The organism is Microtetraspora sp. NBRC 13810 (assembly GCF_030268685.1).
Lineage (GTDB): Bacteria > Actinomycetota > Actinomycetes > Streptosporangiales > Streptosporangiaceae > BSRQ01.
Genome location: NZ_BSRQ01000020.1, coordinates 60,610 through 77,930 on the forward strand (window position 1 = coordinate 60,610; position 17,321 = coordinate 77,930).

Sequence of the window (17,321 nt, forward strand, 5' to 3'; positions counted from 1 at the left end):
GCCGAACCACGGTGCAGGTGGCGTGATCCGCCGGGGTCAGCGTACGGAGCAGATCGCCGAACCGATCACCGAGGTCACCGCGGCCGGGTGTGAGATGAGGGTCAGGTGGGATCCGCCCTGGAACCGGGTGATCTTCGAGTGGGCCCGGTGGGCCATGGACGTCTGTGCGGCCGGTGTGATGATCCGGTCGCCGGTGCTGATGAAGTACCAGGACGGGATCGTCTTCCACGCCGCCGCTTTCGACGGGGTGGTGAACGCGCTGGTCGAGGCGGCCCGCTGGGAGGCCCACAGGCGGACGGCGGTGTCCTGCGGCAGGTCCGAGGCGAACGAGCGGACGAAGACGTCCCGCTTGAGGTACAGGTCGGCCGCTCCCGAGGGGGCTCCCGCATAGGGCACCCGGTCGTAGAGGGAAGCGGGGCTCGCGCCGAGGGCGGAGCCCTGCCCGCTGAGCCCGCCGGTGGTCTCCCCGACGTCCGGGGCCGCGGCGTCGACGTACACGAGGGCCTTGACGTTCGGGGCACTCGCGGCGGCGTTCGTGATCACCGAGCCGCCGTAGGAGTGTCCGACGAGCACGATCGGGCCGTGCACGGTCTTCAGGAAGTCGGCGACGGTCGCGGCGTCACCGGTGAGGTCCCGCAGCGGATTCGCGACGGCCCGCGCGTCGTAGCCCGCTCGGCGCAGCGCGTCCACCTCGCCGTTCCAGCTCGACGTGTCGGCCCAGGCTCCGTGGACCATGACGACCGTCGGCTTGGTCCGGCCCGGTGACGGGCAGGGCGGCGGGCTCGCCGACGCCCGGTCCGCCGGGGCGACGACGACCGACGTGGTGATCATGGTGAGTGCCGCGATGGAGGTGATCATGCCGTGTGCGAGCTTCATCTTCTCTCCCCGGGTGTGGCGGGCCGTCGGACGGACCGGCTGTTTGAGGGGGGATCAGGATGTTCCCGTGCCCGGCGGGCGCGCACCGCCGCGTCGGCGACGCCGGTCTCCGCGAGGGCGAGGACCCGGGCGTGCGGATGGGCCGCACCGGCCATCCGGGCGAGGACGTGTCCCGGGGGCGCCTGGATGAACAGGGTCGTGCCGAGCTCGCCGAGCAGGGCGGTGGCGTCGCGCCATCGCACCGTCGTGGCGACGCCGCGGGCGAGGTCGTCGAGCACGGCGCCGGTGTCGCGCAGGAGGCGGCCGGTGGAGTCGCCGACGTAGGGGACGGTGAGCCGGCGGCGGGGTACCGTGCCGAGAAGGTCCGCCAGGGCGTCGGCGACGCCGCCGAGCAGCGGGCAGTGCGAGGGGACGCCGATGTCCAGGCGTTGTACGCGCCGGGCTCCGTCCCGGGCGGCCGTCACGGCGAGGCGTTCCAGGGCCCGGGTGCTGCCCGCGACCACGATCTGCTGGTCGGTGTCGACGACCGCCACATAGGCCGGGTCGTCGTCGGTGCCGATCGACTCGACCATCCGCCGGACGCGGGACACGGTCAACCCGAGGACGGCGGCCATGCCGTACCCGCGGGGGTAGGCGTCACGCATCAACTCGCCGCGGCGGCGCACGGTCGTGAGGGCTTCGGCGAAGGTCAGGGCGCCGGCGGCGACCGCGGCGGGGAACGCTCCGACGGAGTGCCCGGCCACGGCGTCCGGCGTCACGCCCGCGCCGGCGAGGGCGCGGGTCGCGGCGACTCCGGCGACGCAGAGCGCGACCTGCGCGGTGACGGTCGATCGCAACGCCTGGGCGGTGTCGTTCCCGGACGAGCCGGGCAGGATCCGCTCGGCCTCGGCGAGGGTCGCGGCCACGGCGGGCTGATCGGGCAGGTCGTGGAGCATCCCGGGACGCTGGGTGCCCTGGCCGGGGTACAGGAAGGCGACTCTCACGGGACGTCCCACGGGTCGTCCACCAGTTCCGGGCCGTGGGCGGTGCGGGCCAGGACGGGACCGCCGGTACGGGCCCATTCGGTGAGGCTGATCCCACCACGCGGAGTCTCCAGCTGGCAGTCGACCCTGCGGGGGAGGGCGGCGAAGGCGGCCGTCAGGCGCGCGGCCAGGGCCCGCTCCCACCTGCGCGGCGCCCTGATCAGCAGGTCCAGGTCACTTCCGGGGTGGGTGACCGCCCGCCCGGTGGCGAGCTCGAAGCCGACGCCGCCGATCGGGCCCCAGACGGCGTCACCGTCCAGTTCGGCGGCCAGCAGCAGGGCGGCTGCGGACAGGGCGGTGGACAGGGCGGTGGACAGGGCGGCGGGCAGCCGGGGAAGGCGGGGACGCTCCCGCCGCAGGTCCTCGGGTGGTACGCGGCGGGTCACCGCGCCGGCGGGTACGAGGGTGGCATGACGTTGCCGTCGCGCGGGTCCGCGCACGCCGACCGGGATCAGGCCGGGCGGATGCGGCGCCCGCCGTACGACGCCCCAGGGGCAGGCGGCGAGCGACGCGGAGGCCCAGCCGGGGAGCACGGCGTCAGCCACCGCGCTCCCGGTGAGCCGCAGCAGGTCGTGCGGGAGCGTGGTCCCCGTAAAGGTCCCCGTAAAGGTGTCCGCCATGGTCCCCGTCGTCTGCGTCATGGAATGGTCACCACCATTGGGCGGCGAGCGACTCGTGGATACGGCGGGAGGCGGCCCGGGTCCGCCGGGCGCCGGGGGAGGTGAGCCGGTCGCTCAGGTCGCGGGGGCCGCGGCGGGCCCGCCGTACCGCGGCGGTGAGCGCCTCTTTGACCTTCCGGACGTCCCCGCCGGTCGGGTCGGCGGCGTTCTCGACCTTCAGGAGCTCGTCGCACATGCCGAGTCCCGCCCAGTCGGCGACGTCGTAGGACAGCGGGGGGACACGCCGTGCCAGCTCGTCCAGCTCGTCCACCGTCCGCAGGGTCACCCTCGCCGCGGCTTCCTTGTGCATGGCGTGGACGACCACGCCGGGGTCGTCGAGCGCCAGGATCTGGTTCGCCTGGTAGCCGTGTGCGAGCAGTCCGCCGGACAGCGCCGTTCCGACGACGAGCGTGATCACCGGGTGTCCGGCGGTGCGGGCGCGGACGTAGGCGTCCACGGCGGCGGCCAGCGCGTGATGCAGGCCGAGCAGCTCTTCGACGCGTCCGTACGCCTGGCTGGGGACGTCGACCACGGCGACGATCGCGCGGCGGCGGTCGTCGGGCAGCCGGGCGTCCTCGGCGACCGTGCCGGTCAGCGTCTCGGCGATCGCGAGCCCTTCGCGCAGGCCGACCTCGCCCGCACGGGCCCGGGGGTAGGGGCTGCGCGGGTCCGGCACGACGGCGAGCAGCCGGGCGGTCCCGTCGCCGAGGGTGGCGTCCGCCGTGATCACGGAGGGGACCACGTGGGTCACGTCGCCGCCGGCGAGCGCCCGGGTCCAGGTCTGACCGCGGCTCATGTCCGGTCTCCCTCCGGTGGTGCGGCGTGCGCCCACACGGCCGCGAGGCCGTCCGGCGCCGGCGGATCGGCGGGGTCGACGGCTTCGAGGCGTGCTCGCAGCTCGTCGATCCGCTGGGAGCGGTGCTCGCCGGGTACCCCGTGCCGGACGGCCTCCGCCACGGCGGAACGGATGGCGGTGACGTCGTCGAGGGCCAGCACGTCCGCCAGGCCGGTCCGGGTGCGTTGCGCGCCGCCGTCGATCGACCAGATCAGTGCGTGGTCGGAGGCGTCGAACTCGGCGACGCCGGCCTCGGACTCGATCACCTGCGGACCGTCCAGCCCCAGACGGCCCTCCTCCGTCATGATCAACGTGGTGCACAGCCCGGCGGCGATGCTCATGCCGCCGAAACAGCCCAGCGCCCCGGCGATGACGCCGATGACGGGCCGAAGGGCACGCAGCTCCAGCAACGCGGAGCACACCTCGGCGACCGTGGCCAGGCCCAGGTTCGCCTCCTGCAGGCGCACGCCGCCGGTCTCCAGGAGCAGGACCGCGGCGGTCGGGATGCCGTCCCGGTTGTCCCGGGCGGCCAGAGACAGCGCGGCGGCGATCTTCACCCCGGAGACCTCGCCGATGCCGCCGCCCTGGAATGCCTGCTCGACGGCGATCACGACCGCGGGGCCCCCGCCGAGCCTGCCCTTGACCACGACGACGCCGTCGTCGGACTGCGGGACGACGCCCTGCGGCTCCAGCCAGGGCGACTCGATGCGGTCGAAGGGGCCGCACAGCTCGCGGGCCGTGCCGTCGTCGAGCAGGGCCATGGCCCGCGCCCGGGCGTCCAGTTCGATGAAGCTGGTACGGCGGAGCAGCGCGGCCCAGTGCGGGGGCGGGGGCTCCGGACTCGCCGACGTCATGACCCGCCCTCCTCGACGGCCTGCCGCAGGCGCAGGGTGACCACGCCGGGCGTCGCTCCGAAGTCGTTGAGCTCGAAGTTCGCGGCGACACCGTGGCGGGCGAAGAACCGTTCCAGCACGACCCGCCACACGGTGTCGAAACCGTCGACGCTGGTGCGCACCCGCACCCGCACCCGGGCGGCGCCGGCCGCCGGGGTCATCAGGACCTCCAGATCACCCGAGCCGACCAGTCCGGCATGCGCGCGCCGGGCGGCCGGCCGGTCGGCGGGAAACTCGAAGTTCAGCGTCTGCACGGAAGCACCTCCCGTCCGGTGTGCGGAGAGCGCCCCTGCCAGGGCACCGTGTCGAGGAAGAGCGCGGCGGCCAGCAGGTCGCCGCTCCCGCCCGGCGACAGCCGCCGGCTGCGGAGCCGCTCGTCCAGCTCCATGAGCGCGGCACGGCCGGAGACCGTGCCGGCGCCGCCCTCGGCCAGCACCCGCTCGGCGCCGTGCCGGACGACGCGCAGGCCCTCGAGGCCGCCACGGTGCAGGACACACGTGTCGTCCAGGAGGCTCATCACCTCAAGCAGGGCGTCCAGCCGGGCCACCTCCTCGGCGAGACCGGCCGCTCTGGCCCGGCGCAGCCGCGGTAGGGCGACCTCGATGACATGCGGGAACGCCGCCTCGGCCTCGCTCCGCGCGCCACGCACGCCGTACCGCCGCCGGGCCCGCTCACCGTGGGAGACCGTGCCCGGCGGGATCCGCCGGTCGGGCAGGGCGGCCAGCAGGGCCGCGCCGCGGGCGGCCTCCCGCTCGCCGCCGGCCCGGCCGGCGGCGGCGACCAGCAGCCCGAGCGCCCACAACGCGCCGCGATGCGTGTTCACCCCTCGGGTGATCCGCAGCATCGTCCGGTCGCCCATGCGGCCGAGCCTGCCCAGTTCCTCACGCAGACCGATGCCGACCGCCATCCGCTCCGCCGCGTCCGCGACGGAGCGGAACGTGGCACGCAGCGCCTCGGCGGAGGCCAGCAGGAGCGGCAGGTCCATGTCGTCGTGCGCGCCGCCGCCCCGGCGGTCGACCAGGCCGGGCTTGGGACTCAGCAGGGCCTCCCCGCGCAGCGCCCGCACCGCCCCGTCGGCCAGCACGGCCGCGGACGGCCGGGGCGTCCGTCCCGGGTCGCGCCCGGTGGCGGTCATCGGCGGTCACCAGGTCCGGAAGCGGGCGGGTGGGTCATACAGTCCTCCGGACCAGGCCACGAGATCTTCGATGCTGCGGGCCGCCAGCAGGGAGCGCTTCGCCCTGCGCACGTCGACCCCGAGGTCCGCGGGCAGCGCGACCAGGCCGTCGCGGCGCAGCTCTTCGACGCGTCGCTCGTCGATGCGGCGGCCCACCGGGGTGGCGCCCGCGACCGCGGCCACCGCGTCACGCCGCTCGGCCGGCCCGGTGGCCTTGTAGAGGTAGGCCACCCCCTCCTCGGTCACCACGTGGCTGACGTCGTCGCCATAGATCATGATCGGCGGGATGGGCATCCCGGCGTCCTTGCCCACCTGGATCGCGTCGAGTTCCTCGACGAACGCGGGGACGCCGCCGCCGCGGAAGGTCTGCGTGATCTGCACGACGAGCTTGCGTCCCCGCGACGCGGGGGCCTCACCGGCCGGCAGGCCCAGCCAGGCGGGGGAGGGGTGCCTGCGGCCGTGCGGGTCGTGCCCCATGTTGGGCGCTCCGCCGAAACCGGTCAGCCGCCCCTCGGTGACCGTCGAGGAGTTGGCGCAGGCGTCGATCTGCAGCGACGACCCGATGAACAGGTCCACCGCGTACTGCCCGGCGAGCTGGCACAGCACCCGGTTCGACCGGAGCGAGCCGTCGCGGCCGGTGAAGAACACGTCGGGGCGGGCGGCGACGTAGCGTTCGGTGCCGGGCTCCCCGCCGAAACAGTGCACCGACTCGACCCAGCCGCTCTCGATGGCGGGGATGAGCGTCGGATGCGGGTTGAGCGTCCAGTGTCTGCAGATCTTCCCGCGCAGCCCCAGTTCCTCGCCGTAGGTGGGCAGCAGCAGCTCGATCGCGGCGGTGTCGAAGCCGATCCCGTGGTTCAATGTGGTCACGCCGTGGCGCTCGTACACCCCGCGCAGCGCCATCATGGCCATCAGGATCTCCACCTGGCCGATGTGGCGGGGGTCGCGGGTGAACAGCGGCTCCAGCGCGAACGGCCGGGGGCTCGCCACGATCAGGTCCACCCAGTCCCGGGGAACGTCCACCCGGGGGACCCTGTCCACGAGTTCGTTCACCTGGACCACGGTCACCCCGTCGGAGAAGGCCGTCGCCTCGGCGATGGTCGGGGTGTCCTCGGTGCTCGGGCCGGTGTACAGGTTGCCGTCGCGGTCGGCCTGCTCGGCGCAGAGCAGCGCGACCTGCGGGGTGAGATCGACGAACATCCGCGCGTACAGCTCGACGTAGGTGTGGATCGCCCCGACCTCGACCTTGCCGTCGGCCAGCAACTGGGCCATGCGCACGCTCTGCGGGCCGGCGTAGGCGAAGTCGAGCCGGTGGGCGATGCCGCGTTCGAACACGTCCAGGTGCTCCCGGAGGCTGATCGAGGAGATCAGCAGATGCAGGTGGTGCACCACGTCCGGATCGCATTCCGCCAGCGACCCGGCGAGGAAATCCGCCTGCTTCTGGTTGTCGCCCTCCAGCGCGACCCGATCGCCCGGACGCAGCAGCGCGTGCAGCGCCTCGCGCATCCGCCCGGCGTCCAGCACCCGGCCCGAGGCGAAGGGCCGGACCGCCTCCATCCGTTCCCGCTTCGCCGTCCGCCGCCGCGTCCAGTCCCGGGTGGCCTCTGTGAGTGCCATCGCTCGCCCCCCAGCCGTGCGTTGACCTGGGTCTGCTGCCTCCAAAGGCGTTGAACTAACCCAAAAGCAGCCCAAAACGGCACAGCCTGGGGCGAAGGTCGTTCCTCCGGTCGGAGGTCCGGCCTTCGCCGTGTCGCAGGCTTCGGTCACCGGCGGACGCTCACGCCACCAGGGGCTGCTCCTCCAGCTCGGTCAGCTGCACGGTGCACAGGCCGCCGCGCTCGGTCTTCACGTCAGTCACCTTGAGCTGGGTGCCGGGGGCGAGGATGAACTCCTCCTCGCCGGTGAACGCGGAGAAACCGCGGATGCCCACGGCCCGCACGGGGAGCACCTCGAACAGCGTCCGCTTGCCGCGGCGGCCGAGGAACGCCTGGGCTACGCCGAGCTCCGAGGTGCACGAGGACACGCCCCACCAAGTCACGGTCCGGCCCAGCGGGTACTGCGCCCGCAGGTCCATCGACACGCCGCGCCACAGCGGCTCCCTGCGGGCCGGCAGCCGGGACACGGCCGAGAACAGCAGCCGCAGATACGGGAGGTACGGCACGATCCGGGTGCGGTCCGGGGTGCGCAGCGTGGCGTTGATCTGCCGGTAGAAAGCCGACTCGCAGGTGTAGAGATAGAGGGCGGCGACCTCGTCGGCGGACAGGCCCTCGGCCGCCCGCGTCTCGCCGAACCGGTGCGACTGCTCCACGTACCAGTCGAGACCGGACAGCAGCTTGGCCACCGGGGCGACGGCCTCGCGGAAGTCCATGAGCGGGGTGTCGAACACGCCGGTGATCGCCGGCAGCACCAGCCCCTCGTCCTTGACCCCGGCGAGCCGTTCGAGGTAGAGCTGGTGCAGCTCCATCGTGGACGCGATGAACGCCCCCATCCGATCGGCCGTGGCCGCGTCCGCCCCGCCGGTCAGCGCCGTGCGCGCGTTCCATCCCCTGCCCGGCAGCCAGTCGATCTCGTCGGCGCCGAGCGCGGCGAGGGCCGCGTTCACCGTGGCGAAGTGGTCCCCGTCGCAGAAGATGTCGCCCTGTGCCGCGGGGTTGGGGTGGTCGATGTGCCGGACCTCCACGTCGGGGTACTTCCGCTGCAGCCTGACCACGACCTGCTTCAGGCCGCGGGCGTGCACCCCCCACCACGCGAACACCACGCCGCGGTCCTGCTCGTCGGCGTCCTGCTTGGCCTTGAGGATCTCCTCGACGAGCCTCTCGACGACCGGCCGCCAGAACGCGGTGTGCCGGTCGGTGGGCATCGCCCCGTCGCCGCTGGCGGTGAGCGCCGCGTTCAGCAGCAGCACGCCCTGGGTGAGCATCGCCTGGAACCACTCCGGCGGCTGCACGGTGTCGTGCTCCTTCAGCAGGGCGCGGAGGTCGGCGATCGGCGTCTTCTTGGGGATGCCGTGCTTCCACATCGCCGCCGCCTTGATGATGCAGCGGATGGTGATGACCTTGCCGAACTGGCGGTCCTCCCAGTCGTGGAAGGTGTTGTCGAACATGGCGATGCCGGTGGCGCTCTCCGCCCGCGGGTACGGGTTCTGGCCGAAGACGACGACCTTCCACTTGTGCGGCGGGTTGGGCTTGAGCGCCTGGAAGGTCAGCTCCCTGACGGGCACGATCTCCGGGCTGCGTTCCGGGCCGATGAACGTGGCCGCGGCCGGTTGCGCCTCGATGACCGGCTTCAGGAGCGGCAGCCACGGCTCGCCGCCGCCCTTGAAGAGGTCGGCGAGGGCCAGCGGGTCGGCCGGGGTGGGTGCGGTGCTGTCGCTCATCGTGGGCTCCGGGGTTTGTGAGCCGTGCCGGTGACGGCACGGGAGAGGTAAATGGGGGAATTGTGCCGTGTGAAGATCCCGGATGCGATGTCGAACAAGATCTGTTCTGTCGGTGCGGGGCGCTATCTTCGTGAACGTTCGGAAACACCCCCTCCCCATGACCGGAGTGAACCATGATCGACGAGCCGGTGAAGCCGCTGCTCAAGGTAGTGCTGGCGGACATCAACGCCGAGGTGGTGCAGGCGTGGCGGGCCGCGTTCGCCGACACCCCCGAGATCGAGATCTACCAGGGGTCGATCCTGGACCAGCAGGTCGATGCCTGGGTCAACCCGACCAACTCCCGGGGGCGGATGGACGGCGGGGTCGACGCGGCCATCAAGCGCTACCTCGGGGCGGGGATCCAACTGCGCGTCCAGCGGGCGATCCGCGACCGGTTCGACGGGTCGCTGCCGGTGGGCAGCGCCGTGTGCGTGCCGTCGGGGGCGGTCAACCCGAAGTACCTGATCTCGACGCCGACGATGGAGCAGTCGGCGCAGAACGTGAGCGAGACGCTGAACGTGGCTTTGGCGTGCGCCGCCGCGTTCCAGGCCGTGCACGCGCAGAACGACGAGGAGCCGGGCAGCATCAAGTCGGTGGCGCTGGTGGGCATGGGCGCGGCGACCGGCCGGGTGCCCGCGCGGGTCTGCGCCAACCTGATGTGGACCGGCTACACGCTGTTCAACGACCACCACTTCCGGGACTACGACGACCTGCGCAGCACGATCCGCGAGCAGCTCGACGACCTGGAGAGCAGCCCCGTGGAGCAGCGGGTGCGGATCAGGCCGCCGAGGTCCCGCCGCTGACGGGGTTGACGCCGGGGCCACCCCTGCCGCGCACGCACCCGCCGTCGGGGCGGTGCGGGTGGTCGTGCAGCGCGAAGGTGAACACGAACGTGCCGTCGCCGCCCGGGTTGGAGGGTACGATCAGTACCCTATGATGGGCGGGGCGCCGTGCTGTCGCGGGACGGCCCGCCCCGCCGGCCCCTGCGGGTGTACGCACGGATTCGTGTATTCCCAGGTCAACGGCATGAGGCGGTAAGATGTGAACGCCGGAGAACGGCGGCGTCACGACTGCCGGATACCCGCTCGGCAGTGCGGAGGTGCGACCCGGCACACCGGTCGCGGGTTTTCGCGGCGGACCGCTCACGTTCGGGGTGGTGAGCATGTGGACCAGGCTTCCGGCCATGTCGGCACGGTCCCTGTCCGGGCTCGGACCGGCTTCGGTCCGTGGCCGTATCACGATGCTGGTCACCTTCATCGCGATCCTGCTGCTGGTGCCCGCGGCGCTGGCGGGCGGACAGGTGGCCCGTACGGCAGTGAGCAACGGCATCTGGAGCTCCGGCCGCAGGCAGGCCACCCTCACCGCCGAGGCGGTACGCGCGCACACCCTCAGGAATCCGATCACCCCGGCGGTGGCCGGCATCGATCTCATCCAGGTGGTCGCCCCCGACCGGCGGGTCCTCGCCGCGTCCTCCGACGCCGGCGCCAGGACACCGCTGCTCGGGGTATGGCCCGACCCCCAGCAGCCGGAACGGGACGTGCAGGCGTGTACACCCCGCCGGCGGGCATGCGTGCGCATATCCGCGCTCCGGGTGTCCTCCGCACCCGGCTCGGAGGTCGTCTACGCCGGCCGCGCCGCGCCGGGAATGGCCTCCACCGCCATCCTGGACGGACTGTTCGCCGTCCAGGCGCTGCTGCTGATCGCGCTGGCCACATGGGCGGCCTGGACGGTGACCGGGCGGACGCTGGCGCCGGTGCAGGCCATCCGCGGCCGGCTGGCCGAGATCAACGGCAGTGACCTGAGCGCCCGCGTGCCCGAACCCGCGGGCGAGGACGAGATCGCCCAGCTGGCACGGACCGTCAACGCCACCCTGCACCGCCTGGAAGGAGCCAAGGCCGGGATGGAACACACGCTGGAACAGCAGCGCCGCTTCACCGCCGACGCCTCCCACGAACTGCGCACCCCGCTGACCGGACTGCGCATCCAACTGGAGGAGGCCCTCATGCATCCGGACGAGGCCGCCCCGCTGGACGTGATCAAGGAGGCGCTGGACGACGTGGAGCGGCTGCAGGCCATCATCGCCGACCTGCTCCTCCTGGCCCGCATCGGCGTGGACACCCCTCGCGGCCTGCAGCCCACCGACCTGGCCGAACTCGTACGGCACGAGCTCGCCCGGCGCGTGGGCGACTCTCGCCGCATCGTCTGCGAGCTGTGCCCGGACGTACGGGTGAACGTTCTTCCGGTCCAGATCTCCAGGCTGCTGACGAACCTCCTCGACAACGCCCAGCGCCACGCCGAAACCCTCGTCCGCGTCGAGGTACGGCGGGCCGGTCGGACCGCCGAGCTCACCGTCACCGACGACGGGCCCGGCATCCCGCCCGCCGACCGCGAGTGGGTCTTCCAGCGTTTCGCCCGCCTGGACACCGCCCGGGGCCGCGACCAGGGCGGCACCGGCCTGGGCCTGGCCATCGCCCGCGAGATCGCGCACGCCCACCACGGCACCCTGCGCGTCGGCGAGCCCGCCGAAGGCGGCCACGGCGCCCGCTTCGTCCTGCGCCTCCCCCTCACCACCTGAACCCCGGCTTTATCCCGGCTCGCCGAGTCCCAGGCGCTTCCGACGTGCGGGCTCAACGGTTGTACAGCCTCCGCGCCCACAGGTATCCGGCCAGGGCTGACCGCGCTCCGCGGGGACGCTCATGGCGTCCTCCTGCGGGTGATGTGCTCGTGGGCGATGGCGTTTCACTACCAGGTGACCGGCAGGCTGTGCACGCCGTAGATCTTGACGGGGTCGCGCAGCGGCACCTCGTCGGCCGGTACGGCAAGCCGCAGCGACGGGAAGCGGGCCAGCAGCGCCGGGAAGGCGACGCGCATCTCGACCCGGGCGAGCTGCTGACCGAGGCACTGGTGGACGCCGTGGCCGAAGGCCAGGTGCCCGGCGGCCGGGCGGCGGAGGTCCAGCACGTCGGGGTCGGCGAACCTGGCCGGGTCCCGGTTGGCGGCGTTGACCGCGATGACGACCGTGTCGCCGGCCTTGAGCGGCGCGCCGCCGAGCTCCACGTCCTCCAGCACGCCGCGCATGCCGGTGGTGGCGATGGACAGGTAACGCAGCAGTTCCTCGACCGCGTTGCCGACCAGGTCCGGGTCGTCGCGCAGGGCGGCGAGTTGCGCGGGGTTCCGCAGCAGCGCGAAGGTCCCGAGTGCCAGCATGTTGGCCGTGGTGTCCAGGCCCGCGCCGAGCAGGAAGGCGGCCACGCCACCGAGCTCGTCCTCGGTCAGGTCGCTCGCGGTCAGGTCGCTGAGCAGGTCGTCGGTGGGGTCGGCGCGCTTGGCGCGGGCGAGGTCCCGCAGATATTCACCGAGCCGGGCGAAAGCCGCGAGCTGCGCTTCGGGGTCGTCGCCGTCGGAGAGGGACCGGGTGAAGCCCATGAAGTCCGCGCGCTCGTCGTACGGCACGCCGAGCAGCTCGCAGATCATCTGGGCCGGGACGGGGTGGGCGAAGACCTGGACCAGGTCGGCGGGCGGCCCCTGCTTCTCCATCTCGTCGAGCTGGGCCCGGGTGATCTCGGTGACCCGCTCGGTGAGCTGGTTCATCCTGCGGACGGTGAACCTGCCGGTCAGCATCCTGCGGAGGCGCATGTGCTCGGGCGCGTCCATGCCGGTCAGGTCGCCGATCGGCGCGGGCGGCATGTACGCGCCCATGAGCGGGTGGTACTGCGCCTCGTAGCGGGAGCTGAAGCGCCGGTCGGCGAGGATACTGCGGACCTCCTCGTAGCCGGTGACCAGCCAGACGCCCGGTGCGCCCTCGGGCGCGGCCAGGCGGGCGATCGGCAGCTCGGCCCGTAACGCGGTGAGCTCCGGGGAGGGGTCGAAGGGGCAGCCGGCGGGGCGGTCGAAGGACGGCGTGACCGGCGCGTGGTCGCGATAGTACGTGTTCGCCATACCCTGAAAGCTACGTTGCGTTCAGAACCGTCGTCAATCGTCGCTCGTACAAAAGTGCAGGTAGACGGGGAAATATTGATGCAATGACGATGAACCCGAACGCAATGTTGTGTTGCAATGAGATGGCGGCGAACGCAATAATGGCGTCATGCCAGGAGGAAGGTTGACCCAGCAGGACCGTCAGCGCATCGCGGCGGGGCTCGCCGACGGTCTCTCCTACGCCGAGATCGCCCGGCGGCTCGCCCGGCCGACCTCGACGATCAGCCGGGAGATCAACCGCAACGGCGGACCGAGCGGTTACCGGCACGAGCAGGCGCACCGGGCGACGGAGCGGCGGGCGCGGCGCGGCACGCCCGCCTCCCCGTCCGGGGCCGGCGAGCCGGACGGCGCGGCGGGCGCGGTGGAAGACGGGGCCGTGACGATGGCCGTCAGGATGGGCCTGCCGAAGATGACGGCGCGCGTGCTCATCAGCCTGTGGCTGACCGACGACGGCAGGCTCACCGCGGCGGAGCTGGCCCGCAGGCTCAAGGTCAGCCCGGCGTCGGTCTCCATGGCCGTCGGCTACCTGGCGGACCAGGGGATGATCAGACGCGAGCGCGATCCGCAGCGGCGGCGCGACATCTACGTGATGGACGACGACGCGTGGTACCGCTCGACGGTGCACAGCTGCCGGCAGTCGCTGGAGGCGGCCGAGGTCACGAAGAAGGCGGCGGAGGTCTTCGGGCTCGACACGCCGGTGGGGCGCCGGCTGTTCGCGGGCGGGGCGTTCCTGGAGCGGATCAGTCAGGACACGCTGGCCTCCGCCGAGCGCTGGCGCGACCTCCTGCCGTGACAGCGGATCGTCCGCCGGCCGGGCTCAGCCAGAGAGGTCGGACGAGCGCGAGCTGCCGCTGCTGCGGGCACTGATCGCCGGGCCCATGCCGTCGTTCCTGTTCCCGGTGCCGCAGGAGCGGCTGCCTTCGCCTGCGACGGAGCTGGATTTGCTGCTGGCCACGGAGGAGAGCTTCTTCCGGCGCGAGTACGGCGCGGTCGTGGGCATGCCGGCAGCGGAGGTTCCCGAGCCGGCGGCGGTGCTGCCGCGACTGGCGCAGGCGCTGCACCGCTGCCACGAGCTGCTGATCGCTCCGCTGTGGGGCCGGATGCGCGCGGTGCTGGACGCCGACGTCGCCAGGCGGGCGCTCACCCTGGTGGACGGCGGCGTGCAGGCGCTCTTCGCCGAGCTGCACCGGGATGTCGCCTGGGACGGCGGCCAGCTGGTGGTGCACGGCCGGCGCACCCCGCACGCCGTCTTCACGGTGGACACCGGCGGCCACGGCCTGGTCCTGCTGCCCAGCGTCTTCAACTGGCCGAACGTGGGCGTCGACAAGTCGCCGGTCGCCGCCGCGTCGATCCGCTATCCGGCGAGGGGCGTCGGCCTGCTCTGGGAGCCGCCCCCGCCCGCGCTCGCGGGCCTGGCCCCGGTGCTGGGCCGTACGCGGACGGCGCTGCTGGACGCCTTGGCCGAACCCCTGACGACCCCGGCCCTGGCCACCCGCCTGGGCATCACCCCGAGCGCCGTGTCGCAGCACCTGGGCGCACTGCGCGGCGCGGGCCTGGTGTCGACGCAGCGCGACGGCCGGACGGCGCTTCACCTGCGCACCGAACGAGCGGCCCACCTGCTGGGCACCTCAGCCCCCTGACCGCCTGCCCCGCCGCCCCCCGTTACCTCCTGCGACTCCCCCGCGGTGACGGGGGAGACGCAGATCACATCCGCTCGTCCTCACATGCCGCCGGGCTGCTTCGTCGGTGTGGGTGTAGCCACCCGGAACGGCAAGGAGACACCGTGGACACCCGTTTCAACTACCATGGCAACCCGATCGGGGCGAAGTTCGTGAAGTACGTCGCCTCCGCGGGCAGGGCCCTGCACGACTCGCCCCTGCCCGTCGCGACGCAGCAACTGGTGGCGCTCCGCGCCAGCCAGATCAACGGCTGCGGCTTCTGCGTCGACATGCACACCAAGGACGCCGCACAGGCGGGGGAGACCGCGCAGCGCCTCCACCTGGTCGCGGCCTGGCGGGAGGCGAAGATCTTCACCGACGCCGAGCGGGCCGCCCTGGAACTCGCCGAACAGGGCACCCGCATCGCCGACGCCGCCGGCGGTGTCCCCGACGAAGTCTGGGCGAACGCCGCCAAGCACTACGACGAGGACCAGCTCGCCGCCCTGGTGTCCCTCATCGCCCTCATCAACTCCTTCAACCGCCTGAACGTCATCCTCCAGCAGCCCGCCGGCGACTACCAGCCCGGCCAGTGGAGATAGCAACGCCGACCCGCGTCAGACCGGGACGCGGGCGGCCCCCTCCCGCCTGACCCGGCGTAGCGCCCCCTGGTCAGCGGCTAAGAGGGTTCCCGCCGCCGGGCTCGTACGCGGCCCCGGGTCGGTATATTCGCGAAATGCCCGACCTGATGGACCGGGTGCTGGTCGTCTGCGCGGCCGACAACCTCGCCTCGATGAGGACGATCGAGCGCCACGGCGGCGTCCTCGAAGGCATCCGGGACACCCCGCTCGGCCCGGCACGGCGTTACTGGATCAAGATCGGCGCACCGGACGCGTGATCTTTGGGACGCCGACGGCTCGCACCGGCTCACGGAGATGGCGGGCGCCGCCGCTCCCGGCGGGTGAAATTCTCGGCCGCCGGGAGAGGTGATGCAGGGGGGGTGGCGTGGGTTCGCTCGGGTCCCGCACGCTGGCGGTGGCCCGGCACTCATCGCCCGCGGGCGGGCCATGGCCCCGGCGGGGAACCTCAGAACGGCGGGAACACCAGGGCGTTTCCGCCGCCTCTGGGGCCTCCGCTGATCAGGGCGACCGCGGTGGCGCCGTCGTAGACCGAGCCGCCGCTGTCACCCGCGTTGGCCTGGACGCTGGTGAGCGCCAGGCCGTAGACCGGCCCCTCACCGTAGTTGGCGGTGACGTCGAGCCTGAGGACCGTGCCGCAGGTGGTGCCGGTCGTGGCGCCGGTCTTGCACAGGCTCTGGTTGATCGACGGCCTGCCGAACTGGGTGATCTGCTGGATGCTCCCGTCGGCCTGCCGGACGGCCGCCGCCAGTTGCCAGCCGGCGACCGGAGAGATCTCCGAGATGTCGCCTCCCGGATAGCGGAAATGGGTGATGTCACCCAGGCGGAGGCCGTCCAGGGACCAGGACGTGCCGAACTTGTGGCAGTGCCCGGCGGTGAGGACACGCGGCTGCCCGTCCTTGCTGACGTTGAAGCCGGTCGAGCAATAGGCGTTGCCCGAGACGATCCGCTGGCCGCCGTACACGGTCCCGGCCTGGCCGGTGGAGCCGGTCACCGGCGCCGTCGTGGTGGCGACGTAGGGCGTGACGGGCTCGTCCACGGTGAAGGTGCTCGTGAGGTTGGGGGCCCCGGCGGCCAGGAAGGACCGGGTCGTGAGGTCGAGGGGACCCTTCAGCACCGCGATGCGGATCTTGCCTTCGGCGGTGTCGATGTACCAGTACTGCGCACCGCCGGCCTTCCCCTGCTCGGCGAGCCGGTCGAGCTGCTTCTTCAGCGCCACCAGCGCGGGGGACGGGGAGGCCGCCTCCGGGGCGGCGGAGGCCTCGGCCGCGGAGAGCGCGTATCCGGACGTGACCGCCGCGAGGATCGTTACGAGGACGCCGGAGAGGAACCGGCGTGGGGGACGCCATGATCGCATGGGGGGACTCCTGCAATCAGTAGGTATGGTGACTGTAAGTTAACATCAATGACTGACAGTTACCATACGGCAAGGCCTGTTCTCATTCGGGCACAGGCCGCGACGCGTCCGGGCGTTGCGGTGTGGCGGTTCCGCGGCGCGCGTCTACCTGCTGAGGAGTCGCCGCAGCCAGCGCAGGCGGGCGGCGCGGGCGTCCTGGGAGAGGGGCGCCTGCGGGACCATGCCGTCGAAGCCGTGGAAGCCGCCCGGCCACACATGCAGCTAGGCGCTGCCGCCGGCCAGCCAGATGCGGGAGGCGTAGGCGACGCTCTCGTCGCGGAAGGTCTCGGCGGAGCCGACGTCGATGAACGCGGGCGGCAGGCCGGACAGGTCGGCGGCCCTGGCGGGGGCGGCGTAGGGGGAGACGTCCGGTCCGCCCGCCGGGCCGGGGACCGTCCGTTCCACCACCTCGAAGGCGCCCCCACGCCTGAGCATGTCGTCGGTCACGGACGGGAGGCTGACTCCCAGCTCCCGGATCCGCGGGAGCATGTCCGGCGTCAAGGTGGGCGGCCTGCTCTCGGCCATCACGGCCAGAGCCGCGGCCAGCTCCGGGTCGAAGGGCGGCGGGGTCGCTTCTGCGGGCGGGGTCGTGCTCATGGGTTCCTGTCTCGTGGAGTCGTGCTCGGCGGGTGGTCCGGTTCACCATGGTGCGGAACGCCGTGACGGGGATCCAGCGCCATCCGGCGGACATGATCCGCCACGCGGCGGCCACGACGACCTGGGATCGACACACCCGGGGGAGGGCCGCGCTCGGTAGGCGGCGGCCCCTGCTCCGGCGGC

The 17,321-nt window shown here is 72.8% G+C and carries 17 protein-coding genes and 1 pseudogene; 6 read left to right on the forward strand and 12 right to left on the reverse strand.

Features of this window, described 5'->3' with window-relative positions; genetic code table 11:
* Positions 1-36: 36 nt before the first annotated feature.
* From QSK26_RS31670 to QSK26_RS31710, 9 genes are all read right to left on the reverse strand, one after another.
* Positions 37-876, reverse strand: coding sequence for an alpha/beta hydrolase (locus QSK26_RS31670; RefSeq protein WP_285778971.1), 840 nt, complete (start codon positions 874-876; stop codon positions 37-39).
* Positions 873-1,859, reverse strand: coding sequence for a malonate decarboxylase subunit epsilon (locus tag QSK26_RS31675; RefSeq protein ID WP_285778972.1), 987 nt, complete (start codon positions 1,857-1,859; stop codon positions 873-875). Before QSK26_RS31675 ends, QSK26_RS31670 begins: the two co-directional genes overlap by 4 nt.
* Positions 1,856-2,539: a malonate decarboxylase holo-ACP synthase gene (locus tag QSK26_RS31680; RefSeq protein WP_285778973.1), complete on the reverse strand. Its 684-nt coding sequence runs from the start codon at positions 2,537-2,539 to the stop codon at positions 1,856-1,858. The genes QSK26_RS31675 and QSK26_RS31680 overlap by 4 nt, the downstream gene beginning before the upstream one ends.
* Before the next feature lie 7 nt (positions 2,540-2,546).
* Positions 2,547-3,353, reverse strand: coding sequence for a biotin-independent malonate decarboxylase subunit gamma (gene mdcE, locus QSK26_RS31685; protein ID WP_285778974.1), 807 nt, complete (start codon positions 3,351-3,353; stop codon positions 2,547-2,549).
* On the reverse strand, positions 3,350-4,246 hold the full coding sequence (locus QSK26_RS31690; RefSeq protein WP_285778975.1) for a biotin-independent malonate decarboxylase subunit beta: 897 nt from the start codon (positions 4,244-4,246) through the stop codon (positions 3,350-3,352). Before QSK26_RS31690 ends, mdcE begins: the two co-directional genes overlap by 4 nt.
* On the reverse strand, positions 4,243-4,539 hold the full coding sequence (locus tag QSK26_RS31695) for a malonate decarboxylase subunit delta (protein WP_285778976.1): 297 nt from the start codon (positions 4,537-4,539) through the stop codon (positions 4,243-4,245). Before QSK26_RS31695 ends, QSK26_RS31690 begins: the two co-directional genes overlap by 4 nt.
* Positions 4,527-5,420 carry a triphosphoribosyl-dephospho-CoA synthase gene (locus tag QSK26_RS31700; protein ID WP_285778977.1) on the reverse strand — a complete coding sequence of 298 codons (894 nt, stop codon included), beginning with the start codon at positions 5,418-5,420 and terminating at the stop codon, positions 4,527-4,529. The genes QSK26_RS31695 and QSK26_RS31700 overlap by 13 nt, the downstream gene beginning before the upstream one ends.
* 6 nt (positions 5,421-5,426) lie before the next feature.
* Positions 5,427-7,076 (reverse strand): malonate decarboxylase subunit alpha, encoded by a 1,650-nt coding sequence (gene mdcA, locus QSK26_RS31705; protein ID WP_285778978.1) that lies wholly within the window; start codon positions 7,074-7,076, stop codon positions 5,427-5,429.
* 160 nt (positions 7,077-7,236) lie between these two features.
* Positions 7,237-8,835, reverse strand: a complete 1,599-nt coding sequence (locus QSK26_RS31710; RefSeq protein WP_285778979.1) for an ADP-ribosyltransferase domain-containing protein — start codon at positions 8,833-8,835, stop codon at positions 7,237-7,239.
* A 173-nt stretch (positions 8,836-9,008) separates the two neighbouring features.
* Between QSK26_RS31710 and QSK26_RS31715 the strand changes: the two genes are divergently transcribed.
* Both QSK26_RS31715 and QSK26_RS31720 read left to right on the forward strand, forming a co-directional pair.
* Positions 9,009-9,677 (forward strand): macro domain-containing protein, encoded by a 669-nt coding sequence (locus QSK26_RS31715; protein ID WP_285778980.1) that lies wholly within the window; start codon positions 9,009-9,011, stop codon positions 9,675-9,677.
* A 380-nt stretch (positions 9,678-10,057) separates the two neighbouring features.
* Positions 10,058-11,449, forward strand: coding sequence for a sensor histidine kinase (locus QSK26_RS31720; protein ID WP_285778981.1), 1,392 nt, complete (start codon positions 10,058-10,060; stop codon positions 11,447-11,449).
* A gap of 167 nt (positions 11,450-11,616) precedes the next feature.
* Here the strand turns inward: QSK26_RS31720 and QSK26_RS31725 are convergent, their stop codons facing one another.
* The gene (locus tag QSK26_RS31725) at positions 11,617-12,813 is read right to left on the reverse strand and encodes a cytochrome P450 (RefSeq protein ID WP_285778982.1); all 1,197 of its coding nucleotides are present in this window, start codon (positions 12,811-12,813) and stop codon (positions 11,617-11,619) included.
* A gap of 148 nt (positions 12,814-12,961) precedes the next feature.
* Between QSK26_RS31725 and QSK26_RS42170 the strand changes: the two genes are divergently transcribed.
* The 4 genes from QSK26_RS42170 to QSK26_RS31750 all read left to right on the forward strand — a co-directional run bounded on the left by QSK26_RS42170 (position 12,962) and on the right by QSK26_RS31750 (position 15,405).
* Positions 12,962-13,645, forward strand: coding sequence for a GbsR/MarR family transcriptional regulator (locus tag QSK26_RS42170; protein WP_502888765.1), 684 nt, complete (start codon positions 12,962-12,964; stop codon positions 13,643-13,645).
* Positions 13,646-13,730: 85 nt separating this feature from the next.
* The gene (locus QSK26_RS31740) at positions 13,731-14,492 is read left to right on the forward strand and encodes an ArsR/SmtB family transcription factor (protein WP_285778983.1); all 762 of its coding nucleotides are present in this window, start codon (positions 13,731-13,733) and stop codon (positions 14,490-14,492) included.
* A gap of 143 nt (positions 14,493-14,635) precedes the next feature.
* Positions 14,636-15,109, forward strand: coding sequence for a carboxymuconolactone decarboxylase family protein (locus QSK26_RS31745; RefSeq protein WP_502888766.1), 474 nt, complete (start codon positions 14,636-14,638; stop codon positions 15,107-15,109).
* A 134-nt stretch (positions 15,110-15,243) separates the two neighbouring features.
* Positions 15,244-15,405: a hypothetical protein gene (locus QSK26_RS31750; protein ID WP_285778984.1), complete on the forward strand. Its 162-nt coding sequence runs from the start codon at positions 15,244-15,246 to the stop codon at positions 15,403-15,405.
* 188 nt (positions 15,406-15,593) lie between these two features.
* On the opposite strand, the gene QSK26_RS31755 is transcribed toward QSK26_RS31750, so the two are convergent.
* Together QSK26_RS31755 and QSK26_RS41960 are read right to left on the reverse strand one after the other, a co-directional pair.
* Positions 15,594-16,502 (reverse strand): S1 family peptidase, encoded by a 909-nt coding sequence (locus QSK26_RS31755; RefSeq protein WP_285778985.1) that lies wholly within the window; start codon positions 16,500-16,502, stop codon positions 15,594-15,596.
* Between the two features lie 144 nt (positions 16,503-16,646).
* A pseudogene (locus tag QSK26_RS41960) lies at positions 16,647-17,087 on the reverse strand (alpha/beta hydrolase); the annotation flags it as partial.
* Positions 17,088-17,321: the final 234 nt, after the last annotated feature.

Excerpts from the sequence above, each read along its gene's own strand:
- QSK26_RS31670 (WP_285778971.1), bottom strand. The coding sequence starts at position 876 with ATGAAGCTCGCACACGGCATGATCACCTCCATCGCGGCACTCACCATG.
- QSK26_RS31680 (WP_285778973.1), bottom strand. The coding sequence starts at position 2,539 with ATGACGCAGACGACGGGGACCATGGCGGACACCTTTACGGGGACCTTT.
- mdcE (WP_285778974.1), bottom strand. The coding sequence starts at position 3,353 with ATGAGCCGCGGTCAGACCTGGACCCGGGCGCTCGCCGGCGGCGACGTG.
- QSK26_RS31690 (WP_285778975.1), bottom strand. The coding sequence starts at position 4,246 with ATGACGTCGGCGAGTCCGGAGCCCCCGCCCCCGCACTGGGCCGCGCTG.
- QSK26_RS31700 (WP_285778977.1), bottom strand. The coding sequence starts at position 5,420 with ATGACCGCCACCGGGCGCGACCCGGGACGGACGCCCCGGCCGTCCGCG.
- mdcA (WP_285778978.1), bottom strand. The coding sequence starts at position 7,076 with ATGGCACTCACAGAGGCCACCCGGGACTGGACGCGGCGGCGGACGGCG.
- QSK26_RS31710 (WP_285778979.1), bottom strand. The coding sequence starts at position 8,835 with ATGAGCGACAGCACCGCACCCACCCCGGCCGACCCGCTGGCCCTCGCC.
- QSK26_RS31715 (WP_285778980.1), top strand. The coding sequence starts at position 9,009 with ATGATCGACGAGCCGGTGAAGCCGCTGCTCAAGGTAGTGCTGGCGGAC.
- QSK26_RS31720 (WP_285778981.1), top strand. The coding sequence starts at position 10,058 with ATGTCGGCACGGTCCCTGTCCGGGCTCGGACCGGCTTCGGTCCGTGGC.
- QSK26_RS31725 (WP_285778982.1), bottom strand. The coding sequence starts at position 12,813 with ATGGCGAACACGTACTATCGCGACCACGCGCCGGTCACGCCGTCCTTC.
- QSK26_RS42170 (WP_502888765.1), top strand. The coding sequence starts at position 12,962 with ATGCCAGGAGGAAGGTTGACCCAGCAGGACCGTCAGCGCATCGCGGCG.
- QSK26_RS31740 (WP_285778983.1), top strand. The coding sequence starts at position 13,731 with ATGCCGTCGTTCCTGTTCCCGGTGCCGCAGGAGCGGCTGCCTTCGCCT.
- QSK26_RS31750 (WP_285778984.1), top strand. The coding sequence starts at position 15,244 with ATGCCCGACCTGATGGACCGGGTGCTGGTCGTCTGCGCGGCCGACAAC.
- QSK26_RS31755 (WP_285778985.1), bottom strand. The coding sequence starts at position 16,502 with ATGCGATCATGGCGTCCCCCACGCCGGTTCCTCTCCGGCGTCCTCGTA.